Origin of the sequence: Arsenophonus sp. ENCA (assembly GCF_002287155.1) — a bacterium.
In the GTDB taxonomy this organism is placed as follows: Bacteria; Pseudomonadota; Gammaproteobacteria; order Enterobacterales; family Enterobacteriaceae; genus Arsenophonus; species Arsenophonus nilaparvatae.
The window spans coordinates 1-15,425 of sequence record NZ_NHNG01000069.1 but is presented as its reverse complement, the minus strand read 5'-3'; the positions used below and the strand labels follow the sequence as shown (position 1 = coordinate 15,425).

The window sequence follows — 15,425 nt, the reverse complement described above, 5'->3', positions numbered from 1 at the left end:
AAAGCCAAGTAACGAGTTTTGTTGTAGAAGATCTAAATATCAAAGGAATGACAAAAAACAGAAAGTTATCTCGTCACATAAATGATGTTTCATGGGGTAATTTTATTCGGATATTGAAGTATAAAAGGGCACCTCGAAAAACTCAAGATTTTCAATTAACCCTTGGCTTTCATTCTAAATAATTAGATTTTTTTTGATTATCACGCTACTGATTCTATCGCACATTGCCCTGGCTAGGGCCATTTGACCCATTCTGGGCGTCAGAAAGCCACGATGCACGCGCTCTGGAAGTACGCCAACCGCTTTAGGTTGTAACATGCTGCCATCATCGTCATGGCAAAATTAGCGCGCACCTGTCCAATGGTGCGGATCAGTTTTCTACCCATTTGTTCCATCGCCGCAAATGCATGTTCAACCCGTGCCCTAGTCTTTGCAATCCTGTGGTTTCGCCCTTGCTGAGTCTTGGACAACGGTTTGTTTCGATGGCCTTTACGCTGAATCTGGCTCCTATAGCCGTTTGCCTTCAGCCAAGCTTCCCGCTCCGCAGAGGGATAGCCTCGGTCGGCGTAGATATTGCGATTGGTGTTGGCCTTGTCAATGACCCTTTCGAAATGCTGACTGTCGTGGGTGCTGGCCGTATCGGTGACGATTTTTCTGATGAATTTGTACTTCTTATCCATGTTTACCGAAAGCTTATAGCCATAATGACTCTTACCGTGTTTTTTAGTCCACGTGGCGTCTAAATCTTTTTGTCGCCGCTTGGTTGGTTTCCTGATGCGGCGTGCGATATTTGAAGCCAAAACGTGCGATAAATGGAAGGCCACTTTTGTTTCCATCAGTGTAACGAAATTACATTTATATTTTTAGTAAACATTATTAACTGCCCATAGATAGCTTCATCTTATAAGATTAAGCTACGATGATGCTTTTGATTTGAAGGTGCGACGATTGTATGGATAAGAAGTTAGACTCTCTCCAAGCTCTGCGTGGTGTCGCGGCGCTGTTGGTACTTTTATATCACTACCGTTTTTACCTTCGTGGAAATGATGTAAGTGGCTCTAGCATATGGGATGCGCTATTTGGCTGGGGAATAATTGGCGTTGATATATTCTTTGTAATTAGTGGGTTTATCATGGTTTATACTACACACCACTATCAGCAGGGTTTCATATCTTCACGACGATTCCTGATAAATCGCGCTGTACGAATTATACCCATCTACTACTTTGGATTACTTGTCGCTTTCCTCTTAGGAGGTGCTATGAGTACTTTTCACTACCCAGAGAAAATACAAAATTTGATTAGCGCACTTACTTTTACAGTCTATAAGACCGACGTGACACCGCATTACATCGACGATGGTGAGATGTACAACATACGCTGGACTCTCAATTATGAGGTTTACTTTTATTTTGTTTTCACTCTGTGTCTGCTGATTAAACATCGGTTGATAGCTCTTTTATGCTGGGGCGCGCTGGCAATGTGGATCATTCCTTTTTGGGTGGGTTTTCTCCCAACATTTAGTGTGCAAGGCTATCCGGTTCAGAACCCTTTCTATGGTCTTCTGTCAAACCCTATTTTTCTTGAGTTTTTGATTGGTGCGATGGTCGGATATTTACACATATGGATGAAAAAACGGAGCATGTCGACGTCTCTTCCATTAGTTTCTGTTGTGTTCTCAGCTATAATCCTGATATATATTATTTGGGGTGTGTATACCAACAATATTAGAGCATTAAATATTAACAGCACCCTTATCGTAAGTGCATTTATTCTTACTCTAACACTGGCCGAGCCCATACTTTCAAAGATCACTCCTGACGCACTTATTTATTTAGGTAACATCTCTTTCTCTCTTTACCTACTGCATAATCCTGTTGGCATCGCAGTAATGAAACGTGTTGAACCCTCGACTACAGCTGCTTTGAACGGTGTTCCCTATGTGGTGCTTGCTGCCGTAGTCTCTATACTTGCCGCTCATTTTTCGCACAAATATATTGAGATGAAACTTACTGCCGTGATCAAGCAACAGCTATATACTCGTTTTCCTTCTTTAAAAGCCAATATCAACACACCACAGGTGTCGCGGGCCAATTGATGCAGGGAGCGGTACGGATATCAATACGCATCAAGTCCACCAGATAATGTTTCCAGGCGGTCAACATAGCTTTTTCCTCCTCTGTTGCCCGTTTGAGTTCCAAGGCATACTGAAGTGGAGTCATAGCTTCGTTTGCCTGAGCCATCAATAACATTTTTTTTCTTTCTACCTTAGCCATCTCTTCTTCATGGCTAAGAATACGCAGAGTGACCTTTTTTCCATCAAAAATCCAATTGCCATCTATATCGACTGCCTCTGGAACAGCGGTCAATTCAACTACACTACGGTTGATGGGAAAAAAAACTGATACATCAATCACGCCTTGTGCATCTGGTTTACGATTCATGGAGCAAATCAATCCATTTTTATCATACATAATTTTTATAGTATTAGGTTTGAAATCTTTTTGACATCTGTACCAGTCTTCCCCAGAATCTGAACGAAGGAAAACAATATTATGGTTATCCTGTAATTGTTTTTCTTCTAAAGTTTCTGGCTTTGCCAGTTTGAAATTTTTCACATGTTTTAGCATGATTAAATACTCGCAACATTCATCCATTGACCATTAATATTCTTTTGTAAGGGCCGGCGGTAAAGAGTATCAATATAGTAATCGTGATTGAAATTATCCGCACCCGTTAAAACATAACCGCTCTGATCTGTATATCCTGGACCATTCCATGCGACCACACTTTCCAAACCACCCAATCTGATATCACGCACAAATGTGCCGTTAACATAATCCCAAGTGGCTCGACCATTGACCCTATTATCCACCCAGCCACTCAAATGTCCACCCCAGACTGCTCCGTGGATATTGCCATCCTCTTGATAGGTCGCTCCTGCGGCATGAAGTGCCAGGGGGGAGTAAAAATGCCCGTTTTTATTAAATACCCACTCTCCACCTCCGTCATCGCCGTTGTTTAGCCGAACGCCATCACCCCCTTTGTTGATGCGCCGCGCGATATTTGAAGCCAAAACGTGCGATAAATGGCGAGCTACTTTTGTTTCCATCAGTGCAACGGAATTACACTTTTATTTTTCATCAGAGCCACTGTGACTTGTTAGAGCGTTTCGCTTAACTGGAACATATTTGTAGATGCTGGTCAATGAAACCCCATACAGTAATGCAAGCTGTTTTCTGCTATGACCATTCGACAATAATTTTTGAGCTTCCTGTTGCTGTGCAAAAGATAGCGACTGAGGCCTGCCGCCGATGCGCCCCCTACTTCTTGCTGCGGCTAAACCTGCCTTGGTACGCTCAACAATCAGTTCTCGCTCCATCTGCGCCAACGCGCTCATCACATGGAAGAAAAAACGGCCTGCTGATGTAGAAGTATCAATAGCATCCGTCAAACTATGAAAATGAATGCCTTCATCTTCCATTTTAGATATTAAAGTAATCAAATGTTTAATGCTTCGACCCAGCCTATCGAGCTGGCTCTGTTGCAAAGATCGCTGCGCTGATAAACTTTGCTGATATGGTGTGCGATACTTGAAGCCAAAGCGTGCGATAATGTCAGCGCCAATTGAAATCTGACCCACCCTGCCGAAGTAAAATTGACCCACCTGCTTCTGTTTTGGGTGGTCTATGCCGCAGGCATACAAGGCGCGAAAATAGCTTACAGAGGCGTACAGAAGCTTCTGCGCGCCGAGACGTGAGCGTAGCGAACACGGATGTCTCATAGACCTAGAAGGCGCGCCAGCCACTGCCTGACGTGTTTTTTTGCAGAGGTCGTAGTGTTCCACAAGGCTGAAAACCTTGCTCCTGATGTCATGCCTCAAACGGTAGGAAGCAGTGATCGGTGTCATGCGAATCACTGATCGATCATGATGCGAATATGCATCTGTATCGGCTATGTTGGTTCTGCGATAAATTTTGGTGGAGATTATCAATCACAATCAGCCCATCTGGTCGGTAACGCGACTGTCAGAGTGACTGTGGATAACGGTCTTGAAACCGTGGTTCTGGCGATTGGTTGGAGGAGGATCTGGCCAGTCGATATCCGGCGCTTTGCTGATATCCACACGGTTAAGCAGCACGCGGTATTTTTTCCAGGACAGCAGCACGGATTTTTCGGCTTCCGTCGCCATGTCGAGGTCTACGGCGTCCTGAAGAGGTGCAATGGCGGCGGTAGCAATCTGCATCAGCGAGGATTTTCGCTTCTCTGCTGCTGACATCAGATCTTCTTTTGTTGGTGGTGGTATATTTCCCCATGCTAGAAAACCATCCGTACCAACTATACGCTGCTTACCTTTGGGAGGCAGATTGCCTGCAAATTCCAGCCAGACATCATCACCGACTTCAATGGTATCTTTGGGAAAACTGCCTGCCATAATATAGTCCTGTTTTAGTTCTTCAGGGAAAAAAGCATTTTCACCCGGACTGTAGTAATACATGATTAATATCCTATTGCTATCCAAGCTGTAGCCAAGTTGTAGTCGGTTGTAACCTTGATATGTGCCTTATCCACTAATCCGGCAGAGTGTGAATATTGATCGGCACCAATCCATATAGCTTCAGCAACCCAACCCAGCGCCCATAGACCTTCGTTTGGAAACGGAAGGGGCAGCGGAAGGATTTTCCGGTCAAAGCCTTCGTTATCAGTTTTACCCCACTGAATAATTAATCCCGTGTCCCCGCATTTCCACCATCCATTGACCTCGCGCTTCGCCGTATTCGATTGACCGTAGGCCCCTTTGGGCTGGAAGGTCTTTCTCAGGTAAGCGTCCAGCCATTGATTACCCCACTTGCTACCGTAGATATTGCCGTCAGCGGCCATCCTTGCGGCTCCGGCATACACCGAAGAAGGGGCACGAAAACCGCCATCTTTATGGAAAACGTACTCACCGCCACCGTCATTGCCGTTGTTTAGTCGAACACCATCACCGCCCTTGTCTTTGTAGAGCCACATGCGAACGCTACCGTCCTGATTATGAAAACCCAGATGCTTGCGACCATCTCCCTTTAGCGAGATTTGGGTGCCCTGTGAAATAATGTCGCCCTTGACGGTGCCGCCGGTACGTTTATCCAGTGCATTTTTTGCACAATCTACCGTTTCCGTTAAACCGAGATTTTTCACAAATTGATTTTTATCAGGGATATCGGCCCCATTTTCATTTTTAGCCAGTTTCTGACTCAACAGTTGCGTCACGCTTTCGGCAAATTTTGGGTTATTACTGATGGCCTTCGCCAGCTTGTTCAACGTATCTAAATCTGATGGCGCATGGTCGACCACCGCATTAATTCTATCATTGACAATTTTCACCGCTTTGGGGGTCGCGGCTTCCGTTTCACTGTTGCTCTGATTCGCATTGCTGAGCTTGACAAAACCTTTTTCATTTAAGCTCGCATCAGGGTGGTTTCGGGAGCGCGTATGCGCAGTCAACGCCGCTTCGGCGTCTTTTAATTGCTGCTTTAACCAGGCGGTGCGATTCGCCAGTTCAAGCGCGGGCCGGTTGGTAATACCGTCTGGCCCACCCAATACCGGGTCGGAGGTCTCTATCTGGTAGATACCGTCCGCCCATTCGGCCTGTTCTTTTAAATAGCTCATGTCTTTTTTCTCCATCATGCCTGTTCCATCATGGGCGGATTGTTGGTCACAGTGTAGTCTATTTTCGTATATTGATTAACTGTTTTTACATACTGCTAACTGCTGCCATGATTATAGCGCCCGTTATAGTTCGCCTGAGCGTTATAGCGCAACGGCACCGCCGTATAATCCAGCGCCACCAGTTCGCACCGCGCCGGCGCAAACGCGGCTAACGTCTCGCGCAATCTGGCCGCCTGGTCATTGGTGATCAAGGTATTGAGCACCACCCGGTACAGCGCCCAGTGCGTTTTGCTATCGGGGTACTCTTTCGCCTGTTCAGGTTTAATCGACGCAGAGCCTTCCGTTATCGCCACTTCCCCAAACCCCAGTGCCCGTATCATGGCGCGAATGGACCAGGGGGTGCCTTTATAGCGATGCAGCGTGATGGCGGATTTCAGCATCGCGCGGCGAGCATCATCCGATTCCGCTAAATGCCAGCCATTGACCCCGGTTAACGCCAGCTGCTCTGCCAGCCAGGGCAAGGCCGACGCCTCGGTCATATCCAGCAGGTAAACCAGCAGTGGCGTCAGGTCAATCTGCTGTAACCGTGCAGCCTGTGCCGCCAGCGCCTGAAAATGTTTCTCTGCCGCCAGCAAGGGCGGTAACAGGGTGCTATCGGTCATCGCTGCTCTCCGCGCCCAGGGTCAACTGAATGTCGGTACAATGCGCCCATTGCTGSKCCKYCAGTACYGTCGGMTCMAGGGTMGTRAAACKRSTKAGCTGYACSCGGTAAACGCCYGGCACTGACAAGGCAGCGATAATCTGGCTCGGCACAATATCCCGGCCYAGCTGTTTAGCCTGGCGGGCCACATACTGCTCGGCAGCCTGCCGCGCCTGTTTCARTACCGGCTCACCCGGCTGGCTGGCATAACAGGTGAGCTCAGCGCTAATCGCATAGTCGACTTTCTCTGGCGGCAGCACCTGCACCGTATCGTTCAGSGGRCGYACCCGCTCTTCYGAGCACAGGGCCGTCACCAGACTRAGCACCGTCTTGTCCGGCAGCCCGCTGGTCAGCAGCGGATACAGGTTGACSGTGCCGGGTTTCGRGCGGGTCACCGCCACATCACAAATCCCCGGATGGGCACTCATGGCATGAAAACGATAGGCTTCGCGTGAACCGGCGGTACTGAACGACGCAGGGGCCAGACGAATRCGGTGACGTAAATGCTCGTCGTCYTCMGCKKCTGARCCRCCYKCGCTYGGCGTGGTATTGGTSACYTGRATATCCCCGTCAKCGATRGCCTCCATCAGGGTRCTGATTTGCGCCGGTTGCCASCCGTTMCCYTGTGTMCCYGCCTCGCTGCAGGTSGCRCTCACCGTCACCGTGGAGGCTGTTGGTGTTARCCTGACTTCGCTGTCGGTGGTAAATATCAGGCTGTCCGTRGCRCTGACCCGCGTYCCTGCCGGTATCGGTATCGTCACCGAGGGCGCGACCGCCARYGAAAATTGCASCSTGGTGCGYGCCGGTTGYGCCGGRAGACGATAAACSCCGACCAGCTCGGCCAGATAATCCAGCATCGGCGCACGGGCAAAGGCCACCAGGTTTTGTTCGGCRGCGGATTGAATGGCACTGAGTACCAGGGTTTCCCGGTAGGCRAACAGGTCTATCAATAACCGCTCGGCCTGCGCCGGCCACAGGGTTTTACCGCTGGCSGCTTCATAGGCRGCAATCATCTCGCGGGTAATGGCYTGGGCRTCTRCGTTCACAAACTGCGGTTTCTCAAGGGTTAACGCCATGCCACCTCCGTTTGTKSGTKRRCCTKACTGCCCGGTCGTCGCCARCGCAGCAGGAGGGTCACCCGCTCACCTTGCGCATTAAGCCGCACCTGATGTAATTCGCATCGGGGCTCCCAGCGTCTGATGGCCTCTATCGTTTCMCGSACCACGTGCGGYAAGGCCCGYTCWACYGGCATATCCAGATARCGATGCAGGTCACTGCCAAAATCGGGTCGATGCGGGTCACTGCCTTTYGGSGTGCCTAAAATCAGKCGCAGGCACTGCTGAATATCCTCGACGCCACTGACCCGTTCRCCMGAYRCATGCARCGCRGGTTGCCAGTCYGSGCTGCTGAGCGCTGTYATTGTGTTCATCATGATAGTTCCTCCATCGCCTATAACGGCTTGCCGGTSGGCTGACCGTCGTGCCCGTTGCTGTGTGCGTGGTCATCCACGGAGGTATGCKCCGTCTTAATATCTTCCGTGGTTTGAATGCCACCCTTAATCCCAACTGAGCCGTCAATGTTGGCACCACCGCGCCCTGACAACCCCCCTTGATACGTTAACCGTTTCTGTACAGTAAAATTACCCGTCGCAATAGCTTCAGGGCTGTCCAGGGTGAGAATATCGCGTGCTATCACACGGGCGGTTTGCGTTTGAATCAGCACCGTGGCCTGGGTGGTGAGCGTCAGGGTCTGTATCTCGCCCCCGATAGCCATGGCGTGGTTTTTGCGGTCGTACTCAACAACGGTTCCGTCGGCAAAATCCACTCGCCGTTTATCGCGGTTTGCCACTGCCGGGCGGTCTACTTCGGAATACACCGCCCCTAACACCACGCCATCATCGCCGTCAGCATCCAGCAGCAGGCTCACCTGCTCACCCACATCCGGCAGCCCGTAATCCTTGTTATTCTGGGTATTACGTTGCAGTACCGGCAGCCAGGCGGTGCGCAGATTGTCACAGGTCGGCAGGCGTACCCGTACCCGGACGTTTTGCTCATCAATCTGGCTCACGGTACCGAACATCAATTGCAGTCCTTTCATGGTTGTGTTTCTCCGCGTGTCGTCTCTTTTTCACTCAGCGGCCCCACGCTGCCATCGGATTTCACCCCAATCACCTCTAGGGGAACAGGTTTATCCGCCTGCGTCGTTTTCCTGTTGGTGTGCGCCATCGGCCCCTGACCCAGGGTGAGTTCACAGCGGTACCCGCTTTGGCGCGACAGGGCATGGCGGACTTCAGTGATCAGCCACACCCCGGACAGGCGACCAAAATCGGCCAGGCGCAGTGTGAGCCCGGCACGAAACAGCGTATTGCCTGCCAGCTCCACCGTCGCTACCCGTTGATATTCATTATGCCGGTTCAGCCCCGCGCACACCTTGGCGGTCGCTTCTTCCCGGCTCCGTGCCCGGCTATGCAGTCTTAAGGTATCGGCGCTGGTCGTGCGCCCCTGTTGTTGAGCGACCGTTTCTCGCGCCACTTCGCCTATCGTGCCATCGGCCTTCATACCGACCGTGACCAGCTGTTTGCGCTGGCTGTCCTGGTATTTCACCTTGCCCTGCTGGTAGATACGGTTAAGCGTATCGCGCAGGCTGTACTGACTGACGGCTTGCGGGGTAATCACGTTAACCGGCGCTGCCTCACGCAATCTGACGCGCTCAGAAAAAATCAGCTTGTGTGGGGTGACTTTGACGATATAGCCGTATTCCTCCGCCAGACGGCGCAAAAAAGCCAGGTCGGTTTCATGTTGCTGCGTCACCCGGTCAAGGGGCAGTGGCGCAATATGCCCTTCCAGTGTCAGGTGGTGTTTTTGTGCAATACGCAGGGCGATGGCCGCCAGGCTGGTCTGCTCAAACGCCCGGTAGCTACGGGTTCGTAGCCCCACCGTCACCGAGGCGGATAACCCGCGCAGCGATACCGTATCCGGCGGGCCACTGAGCTCTATTTCATCAATCGAAAAGGTGCCACAGGGACGTAATGGCGCGCCGACCATGCCGAGCGCCAATGAGAGCGTATCGCCTTTACCCGGATACCAGGCCCCGCGCCAGCGCCCGGCGCTGTCTTCCAGTTCCACCGTCAGCTCATCAGACTGGCCACTGAGCTGATCGGTAAACCGGATCCCGAGCACCTCCGGGGTGATATCGTGCGTGATGTCCTTTTGGCCATAATGCAGGGTCCAGGTCGGGGCGGGTATCACCTGTTGTCGTTGTGTCGTTAACGCAACCATGGCGGCGTCTCCTCAACGGTGTCCTGCCCGTTAATCAGCGGGATAGCCAGGGCGATGCCGGCAGGCAACACCGGTGTAATGGGGATATCAGGATTGGCGGCAATGATCCGCACATAGCCCAATGGGTCACCGTAATAGTGGGCGGCCAGCGTATCCCAGCGCTCGCCCTCACGGGTAATATGCTGCCAGGCGCCCTGGCTGTATTCTTTTTCATGTTGGCTTGCAGACATTGCTCTTCCTCCAGGTATCAGTGCCAATTGAAATCTGACCCATCCTGCCAAAGTAAAACTGACCCACCTGTTTTTGTTTGGAGTCGCTTATTCCTCAGGGGGTAGCGCTTAAATGGGCACACCAGGTCAGTTTCGGATCGGTAGTGACACCTAGCGACGCGTCACCAGATGGCCGGTCAACCGGCTCAGCAGCGGGGCGACATCGTTCCAGGTACTGACCGCACCGCCCACCTGACCGGCCACCGTATCCAGCACCCCGGGCAGTGCCTGGCCGGTACCTGGCGTCAGGGTGCCAAGCGAGTTCTTCGCCTGGCTGACCGTGGTCGCCACCTTGCCCGCGGCACGGGTCAGGCTACTTGCCGCCGGAAAATGGGCTTCCAGGCCTGCCAACAACGGTATCGCCTGTATCAACGGGGTGGCCACCTCACCCAGGCTATTAATGACCCCAGGGACGCGTGTTAACGCCGCGACCGGATCCGCTTTCATCTGACGCGCCACCCGGATCGCGTGCGAGGCCGTGGCCAGTGCCGACTGCGCCTGACGGGCCAGACCCACTGCCCGCGATAGTGATGTACCGGTTGTGATCGCCTGGGTTATCCCGGCGGCTTTTCTATTCAGTGTGGTGGCGATTGCCGGCGGCTTCAGCGGCTGGCGCAGATCGCCGGTAAATTCGCGCAGACTGATATCGACCTCCAGGCATTGGGCGATACCGTCGGCCTGCGCCAACACCGTGCGGCACGTGAGCGTGCTGATCACAAAATGCCCCAGGTAATCCCCATTGCCGAGTACAAACGCCAGCGCCTGATGGGCACGACAGGCCGCCTGTAGCCGTTGCCATTGCGCGGTCGGTTGACAGTACTGCTGATGAAACCGCACGCTTAAGCTATATTCATCCGCTTTATCGCCGACCCACTGCAAGCCAGGCTTGCGGCCAATGCGCGCCTGTTCGGCAAACTCACTGCCGAGGGTGGCTTCCAGCGCGGTAAAGCCGGTCTGTAACTGCACTTCAATCTCACCCAGGATCGCCAGCATCAGTAAAAGTCCCGCCGTTGTTGTTGGTGCATCAGCTGCGCCAGGCGTTTTTCCAGCTCACGCACACTGATAGCCAGSGCTTCACGCAACGCCGCCGGGGCCGCCTGRGACTGACCGTTTATCACAATCTGTGGGGCAAAGGTGATCTGCATGCCTGAAAATGCCTTCCCCTGACCGGCAGGGGGGATYGGGGTRTCAGGCCAGTTGGGCACACGCSGGGAKGGCGGTTGCATCAGCGGCATCAGGCCGCCGACGGCRCGTGCTAACGCGGGCGTGKKRNNCGGGTAATGCCCACCACCGCGCCCTGCACAANTATTGTCCCCCAATCCGGCAAAGACCGTTGAGGGACTGTGTATGCCSAGTGTCTCCTTAAACCAGCCTGAAACACTCTCCCCAAAATTRACAATGGTTTCTTTGGCGGCGGTTAACCGACTTTTAATCCCGTTGACCAGACCCTCAATCAGCTGGCGACCCGCATCGGTAAAATTAGCGGGCAGTTCAATGTTGAAATAGCCCATCACCCCGGCGAAGGCTTTATAGAGTAGCCCCAGCGGCGACCAGTTAAGGATAAGCGCACCCACATCAGCAATACCGCCAGAAAACGCCTGTTTCACCTCGGCCCAGCGGGCTTTAAAGAAATCGCTTATCGGCGTCCAGTAGCGGACAATCAGGTAAGCGCCCGCGGCAATGGCGGTGATGGCCAGTCCAATCGGGGTAAACATCAGTGCCCGCCCCAGCCACAGCAGCGCGTGTCCCGCCAGGCGCAGGCCCGTCACCAGCCCCCCGGCCAACACCTTGCCCAATCGTCCCACACTGCCCGCCAGTCGGCTTAAGCGTCCCCCCATGCCAAAGGTGGTGCTGAGTAATAACCAGCCGGTACGCAGGCTGGTAAATCCGCCCCACAACAGGCGTATCGGTGAACCCAGGAGATTGAGTGCTAACCTTGTGGCCAACACGCCTCCCTTGAACAACAGCAGTGCACCCACGGTTTTTGCGATACCGCTGACCAGTTGCGGGTGGGTCTTGACCCAACCACTGGCCGCATTCAGGTAAGGCAACACGGTGTCTGTTAATGACAATACGGCGGGGCTGAGTGATTCACCGATACTGAGTGACAGCTCTCGACTGGCAACGCCTAACTTTTTCATCTGCTCAATCGGTGAGACCAGCCGTTTTTTATAGTCGCCTGCCAATACATCCTTGCCCGCCGCAGCCAGGGCCTGGGCGCGTATTTGCCGGTACTTGTCCATGTTGGCCAGCATCGGACGAACAAAGGCCATTACCTGCATATCGGCAAACAATTCACCCAGGCCAAAGTTCTGCTGCAGCGCCAGTAATGCCTTATCGCGCGCAGTATTGTCCTGCAGCGCCATCGCCGATTTAAATTGCGCCAGCGCCTCGGGACTCTTTTGCGCCAGATAGGTTTGCAGGGTATTCATCATCCCTTCAATCGGCGATATCCCGTGCGCTTTTTGCTGCATGAGTGATTTTTCAATATCGATACCGACATCACCAAAACGTTTTTTAGTTTCAGGGGCGTACAGTTTTTCCAGAAAGTTATTGAAATTGTTCGCGGCTTTATCCGTACTCCCCGCGCCTATTTTTGCCACTTGCAAGGCGGCGACCATCTCGGCCACCGCCGCTTTACCTTGGGCCACGTTGGCCATTTGTGGGGCCAGCTCCGGCAACCACTTCACCTGGTCAGCGATTTCAAATGATCCTGCCTTGCCCCCTTGCGCCATAATGTTCTGTACCGCGGCAAAATCTTTCGCGGCAATGGCCAGTGACTGTTGGGTGGTCACCGCCGCCTGCGCCCACAGTTCAGCCGACGTCCGGGTGGCGGTTGCGCCTCGGGCGATGTGTGGCAGGTAGGCGCGAATATCGTCCAGGCTGTCAATATTATTGCCAATGAGCGCACTGGTGGCGGCCTGTAAATCGGCCTGGGTCTGGTTGTATTGCTGGCTCCAGGCGCGGATATCCTTGCCCAGTGCGGCCTGGGTGGCTCCGTCGTAACCGGCGGTGATACCCATATCGACCAGATTGTCCTGAAAGGTCATCGACTGCTTGACAGACGGCGCGACCGCGCCCACCGCTGCCGCCGTGGTGGCCCCTAACGCCAGTCCTTGCCCCATCAGGGCCTGTCGTTGTTGCCCGGCAATCTGACTGGCCATCAGCGTGCGATGCAAACGGCGATGCTGTTGCTCGAGACGGGAAAGTGTCTGACCCACCCGACCCAGCTCACTATTGAGGTTACGGGCGGCCTGTGCGCCCAAATGACCGTAGCGGGTTACCGCCTGGGTCAGTTGCTGCTGGCGGGATTGCAGGCGACGAGTCGTTTCACCCAGGCTATTGAGGCTACGCCGTGAATCGCCCATCGCCGAACGAAAGGCACCGGCCACCGCTCCTTTGATCACCACCCCAATCGAAAATGTGCTCGACACTGCGTTACCTGCCTCTGTTACACCCGATCACTCTTTATCGGTTTGCCCCGCGTTGCCCGTGCTCCTGCCGGATTTGGGCAGCCGCTTCCTGTAAATAGTCCTCAAACTCCATCACCGTCAGCGCATCCAGCTCACTGGGCTGCCAGCGGAACCATCTCGCCAACAGCGCCTGTGCCTGACGCAGCGCCTTCGGCGAGTGCATCCAGCCCCGCAAACTGGCGAAAGTGGCCTTGCAACTGTTGATAATCGACTAAATCCATATTGTCGATATCTTCCGGTATCAGGCCGGTCATGCGGGCAATCAACAGACTGTCCCAGTCATTGACGTTTTCACTTAAGCGACGTACCGCCTTGATGTCACTGACCTTGAGCCGGTTTAAGCTGACCTGGGTTAGCCTTTCACCACTGCCCAGGGCATAAGGGTATTGCAAACGATAATGAATACAATCTGTCATCATCACTCCTCGGATTGTCAGGTTAAGCACCCAGATTGGCGCGATAATCGGTGAGCATATCTTCACCGTTGATTTTAAAAATATTGGCGATCACATCCAGCTCCAGCAGCACCTGGCCATCCATCACCTGCTTGATATAGCTGCAGGTAAAACTGCTGCTCATCTCCGGCACCTCGTGCTGCTTGAAGCTGCCCAGACTATTTTTGCTGAACATCACCGTCATAAACACCGCCACCGGCAGTTCATCCTGGCGACCCTGTGCCGGGTTATAGCGTTGCAGGCTGCCGCGACATTGCAGTGGATACGCCTTGAAGGGATTGGCGGTACGCAGGGCCACCTCTTCATACAGACTGGTCCAGTGAATTTCCCCTTCGAGCTTGTCAAACCCTGCCGGTAGCTGAATTTTGCCTATCATTCCCAGTGCTTGATGCTCCTGCTGCACCACGTTGATTTCCGGTAGCTTGATTTCTTTTGCCCGACCCAGCAGGCTATTGCCGTCCAGGTAGACGTTGGCATTGGTGATAAAATGCAGTGCATTGCCCGCCATCATCTCCTCCTTATCGTTATCTTATTGACCCTGTGCGTCACGCTCATGTGGAAACCCCACTTTTCAGGAAGGTGAGATATTCATTAGTGATTTCCGTCTCAAAGGTCAGGTGCTCCATCGGCGGCGGCGGGGTGTATTTGTAATTCAGTTTCAACTGTCCCAGACTGAGCGCATCCTTGGTGTTGTTCGCCGGATCATACCAGCAGTGAAAGCCTAGCAACGCGCCATCGGCAATCAGCCGACGACCATAGCCATTCACCGATTCGGTCAGCGCATCAATCAGCCCCTGACTAATCGGGCGATCAATATATTGCAGACTGAAATGGCGGATAGACTCATTAATCATGTCCCCGGTGCGCCGCACATTTTCAAAATTCTTCAGGTGGGTCACTGTCGGCCAGGCCGCGGTGCGATTGCCCCACAGGCGTAATCCGCTACCAAAACTATTAAATATCGTGGTAATGCCGCTCTGGTTAAGCAGATTGACTTCGCTATTGGCGTCATCAATGCGCGCACTTAACGGGCGCTCAATGCCCACAATGCCCATCAGCGCCTGATTGGAAGACGACCACCAGAACCCTTTTTCCCGATCCACTTTGGCCCGCAGGCCCGCCGCGCGCGCTGAGAGCGGCTCGAGACGATTCTGATTCGTCGCCTTGTCATAGACCTTGACCTGCGGATAACACAGGCGTACCCGGTCAGAGGCAGTATTAAAATTAATGGTGCCTTGTGGCCCGCGTCCGGCTATTGCCTGGGCAAACGTTATCCCTGCCGGGGCGTCAATAAACTAGTTGCTGAATAGAGACTTGCATTTTTTGTCACGCTATTGAGAATAAAAAGAGGTTTAACTTAGAGAATAAAGGTCACGAGTTTCGCAGTCTCTAAAAAAGAAGTATAAATTTAAAAACAAGAAAAAATAAGGATGTTCATATTTTGTCCGGTTATCCATGCATTAAAGATATCTATAAAATATTCTTGCAAGTAAGCAGTGTAAGATACTCTAGTTTGGCGTTATCAGAAGTCAGCCCATCGCCTTTATCTCATGACACGGTTAGCCGATGGTTAAAAAGTAGATGTTTCCGCCCTAAAG

16 protein-coding genes and 4 pseudogenes are annotated in these 15,425 nt (G+C 52.8%); 2 read left to right on the top strand and 18 right to left on the bottom strand.

The window, feature by feature from the left end:
- Window positions 1-182 (top strand): annotated as a pseudogene (locus CBG25_RS02200) (hypothetical protein); the annotation flags it as partial.
- A gap of 78 nt (window positions 183-260) precedes the next feature.
- Here CBG25_RS02200 and CBG25_RS02195 read toward each other — a convergent pair.
- Window positions 261-770 (bottom strand): annotated as a pseudogene (locus tag CBG25_RS02195) (IS5 family transposase); the annotation flags it as partial.
- 182 nt (window positions 771-952) lie between these two features.
- Here CBG25_RS02195 and CBG25_RS02190 point away from each other — a divergent pair.
- Window positions 953-2,098 carry an acyltransferase gene (locus CBG25_RS02190; protein WP_290604219.1) on the top strand — a complete coding sequence of 382 codons (1,146 nt, stop codon included), beginning with the start codon at window positions 953-955 and terminating at the stop codon, window positions 2,096-2,098.
- Here the strand turns inward: CBG25_RS02190 and CBG25_RS02185 are convergent.
- The 17 genes and pseudogenes from CBG25_RS02185 to CBG25_RS02110 all read right to left on the bottom strand — a co-directional run.
- Window positions 2,067-2,630, bottom strand: coding sequence for a tail fiber assembly protein (locus CBG25_RS02185; protein WP_290604218.1), 564 nt, complete (start codon window positions 2,628-2,630; stop codon window positions 2,067-2,069). The two genes, CBG25_RS02190 and CBG25_RS02185, sit on opposite strands and share 32 nt — an antisense overlap.
- 2 nt (window positions 2,631-2,632) lie before the next feature.
- Entirely contained in the window at window positions 2,633-3,112 is a 480-nt protein-coding gene (locus CBG25_RS02180) for a phage tail protein (protein WP_290604217.1), read from the bottom strand.
- 21 nt (window positions 3,113-3,133) lie between these two features.
- Window positions 3,134-3,667, bottom strand: a complete 534-nt coding sequence (locus CBG25_RS02175; RefSeq protein WP_290604216.1) for a recombinase family protein — start codon at window positions 3,665-3,667, stop codon at window positions 3,134-3,136.
- Window positions 3,668-4,000: 333 nt separating this feature from the next.
- On the bottom strand, window positions 4,001-4,498 hold the full coding sequence (locus tag CBG25_RS02170; RefSeq protein WP_366212658.1) for a tail fiber assembly protein: 498 nt from the start codon (window positions 4,496-4,498) through the stop codon (window positions 4,001-4,003).
- A 2-nt stretch (window positions 4,499-4,500) separates the two neighbouring features.
- On the bottom strand, window positions 4,501-5,667 hold the full coding sequence (locus tag CBG25_RS02165) for a tail fiber protein (RefSeq protein ID WP_290604215.1): 1,167 nt from the start codon (window positions 5,665-5,667) through the stop codon (window positions 4,501-4,503).
- 80 nt (window positions 5,668-5,747) lie between these two features.
- Window positions 5,748-6,314, bottom strand: coding sequence for a phage tail protein I (locus tag CBG25_RS02160; protein WP_290604214.1), 567 nt, complete (start codon window positions 6,312-6,314; stop codon window positions 5,748-5,750).
- On the bottom strand, window positions 6,304-7,428 hold the full coding sequence (locus tag CBG25_RS02155; protein ID WP_290604213.1) for a baseplate J/gp47 family protein: 1,125 nt from the start codon (window positions 7,426-7,428) through the stop codon (window positions 6,304-6,306). The genes CBG25_RS02160 and CBG25_RS02155 overlap by 11 nt, the downstream gene beginning before the upstream one ends.
- Window positions 7,419-7,781: pseudogene (locus tag CBG25_RS02150) on the bottom strand (GPW/gp25 family protein). The gene CBG25_RS02155 and the pseudogene CBG25_RS02150 overlap by 10 nt, the downstream one beginning before the upstream one ends.
- 20 nt (window positions 7,782-7,801) lie before the next feature.
- Window positions 7,802-8,449 carry a phage baseplate assembly protein V gene (locus CBG25_RS02145; RefSeq protein ID WP_290604212.1) on the bottom strand — a complete coding sequence of 216 codons (648 nt, stop codon included), beginning with the start codon at window positions 8,447-8,449 and terminating at the stop codon, window positions 7,802-7,804.
- Window positions 8,446-9,630, bottom strand: coding sequence for a contractile injection system protein, VgrG/Pvc8 family (locus CBG25_RS02140; RefSeq protein ID WP_290604211.1), 1,185 nt, complete (start codon window positions 9,628-9,630; stop codon window positions 8,446-8,448). The genes CBG25_RS02145 and CBG25_RS02140 overlap by 4 nt, the downstream gene beginning before the upstream one ends.
- Window positions 9,618-9,860, bottom strand: coding sequence for a tail protein X (locus CBG25_RS02135; protein ID WP_290604210.1), 243 nt, complete (start codon window positions 9,858-9,860; stop codon window positions 9,618-9,620). The genes CBG25_RS02140 and CBG25_RS02135 overlap by 13 nt, the downstream gene beginning before the upstream one ends.
- A 150-nt stretch (window positions 9,861-10,010) precedes the next feature.
- On the bottom strand, window positions 10,011-10,892 hold the full coding sequence (locus CBG25_RS02130; protein ID WP_290604209.1) for a phage tail protein: 882 nt from the start codon (window positions 10,890-10,892) through the stop codon (window positions 10,011-10,013).
- Window positions 10,892-13,333: a phage tail tape measure protein gene (locus CBG25_RS02125; protein ID WP_290604208.1), complete on the bottom strand. Its 2,442-nt coding sequence runs from the start codon at window positions 13,331-13,333 to the stop codon at window positions 10,892-10,894. The genes CBG25_RS02130 and CBG25_RS02125 overlap by 1 nt, the downstream gene beginning before the upstream one ends.
- 34 nt (window positions 13,334-13,367) lie before the next feature.
- Window positions 13,368-13,535 carry a GpE family phage tail protein gene (locus CBG25_RS21230; RefSeq protein WP_148305616.1) on the bottom strand — a complete coding sequence of 56 codons (168 nt, stop codon included), beginning with the start codon at window positions 13,533-13,535 and terminating at the stop codon, window positions 13,368-13,370.
- Window positions 13,465-13,791, bottom strand: a complete 327-nt coding sequence (locus tag CBG25_RS02120; protein WP_290604207.1) for a phage tail assembly protein — start codon at window positions 13,789-13,791, stop codon at window positions 13,465-13,467. The genes CBG25_RS21230 and CBG25_RS02120 overlap by 71 nt, the downstream gene beginning before the upstream one ends.
- Window positions 13,792-13,810: 19 nt before the next feature.
- The gene (locus CBG25_RS02115; protein WP_290604206.1) at window positions 13,811-14,335 is read right to left on the bottom strand and encodes a phage major tail tube protein; all 525 of its coding nucleotides are present in this window, start codon (window positions 14,333-14,335) and stop codon (window positions 13,811-13,813) included.
- Window positions 14,336-14,378: 43 nt separating this feature from the next.
- Window positions 14,379-15,122, bottom strand: a pseudogene (locus CBG25_RS02110) (phage tail sheath subtilisin-like domain-containing protein); the annotation flags it as partial.
- Window positions 15,123-15,425: the final 303 nt, after the last annotated feature.

Coding starts and splice junctions, on each gene's coding strand:
- CBG25_RS02185 (WP_290604218.1), bottom strand. CDS start 2,630: ATGCTAAAACATGTGAAAAATTTCAAACTGGCAAAGCCAGAAACTTTA.
- CBG25_RS02160 (WP_290604214.1), bottom strand. CDS start 6,314: ATGACCGATAGCACCCTGTTACCGCCCTTGCTGGCGGCAGAGAAACAT.
- CBG25_RS02170 (WP_366212658.1), bottom strand. CDS start 4,498: ATGTATTACTACAGTCCGGGTGAAAATGCTTTTTTCCCTGAAGAACTA.
- CBG25_RS02165 (WP_290604215.1), bottom strand. CDS start 5,667: ATGGAGAAAAAAGACATGAGCTATTTAAAAGAACAGGCCGAATGGGCG.
- CBG25_RS02180 (WP_290604217.1), bottom strand. CDS start 3,112: ATGGAAACAAAAGTAGCTCGCCATTTATCGCACGTTTTGGCTTCAAAT.
- CBG25_RS02115 (WP_290604206.1), bottom strand. CDS start 14,335: ATGGCGGGCAATGCACTGCATTTTATCACCAATGCCAACGTCTACCTG.
- CBG25_RS21230 (WP_148305616.1), bottom strand. CDS start 13,535: ATGCACTCGCCGAAGGCGCTGCGTCAGGCACAGGCGCTGTTGGCGAGA.
- CBG25_RS02135 (WP_290604210.1), bottom strand. CDS start 9,860: ATGTCTGCAAGCCAACATGAAAAAGAATACAGCCAGGGCGCCTGGCAG.
- CBG25_RS02130 (WP_290604209.1), bottom strand. CDS start 10,892: ATGCTGGCGATCCTGGGTGAGATTGAAGTGCAGTTACAGACCGGCTTT.
- CBG25_RS02140 (WP_290604211.1), bottom strand. CDS start 9,630: ATGGTTGCGTTAACGACACAACGACAACAGGTGATACCCGCCCCGACC.
- CBG25_RS02190 (WP_290604219.1), top strand. CDS start 953: ATGGATAAGAAGTTAGACTCTCTCCAAGCTCTGCGTGGTGTCGCGGCG.
- CBG25_RS02120 (WP_290604207.1), bottom strand. CDS start 13,791: ATGATGACAGATTGTATTCATTATCGTTTGCAATACCCTTATGCCCTG.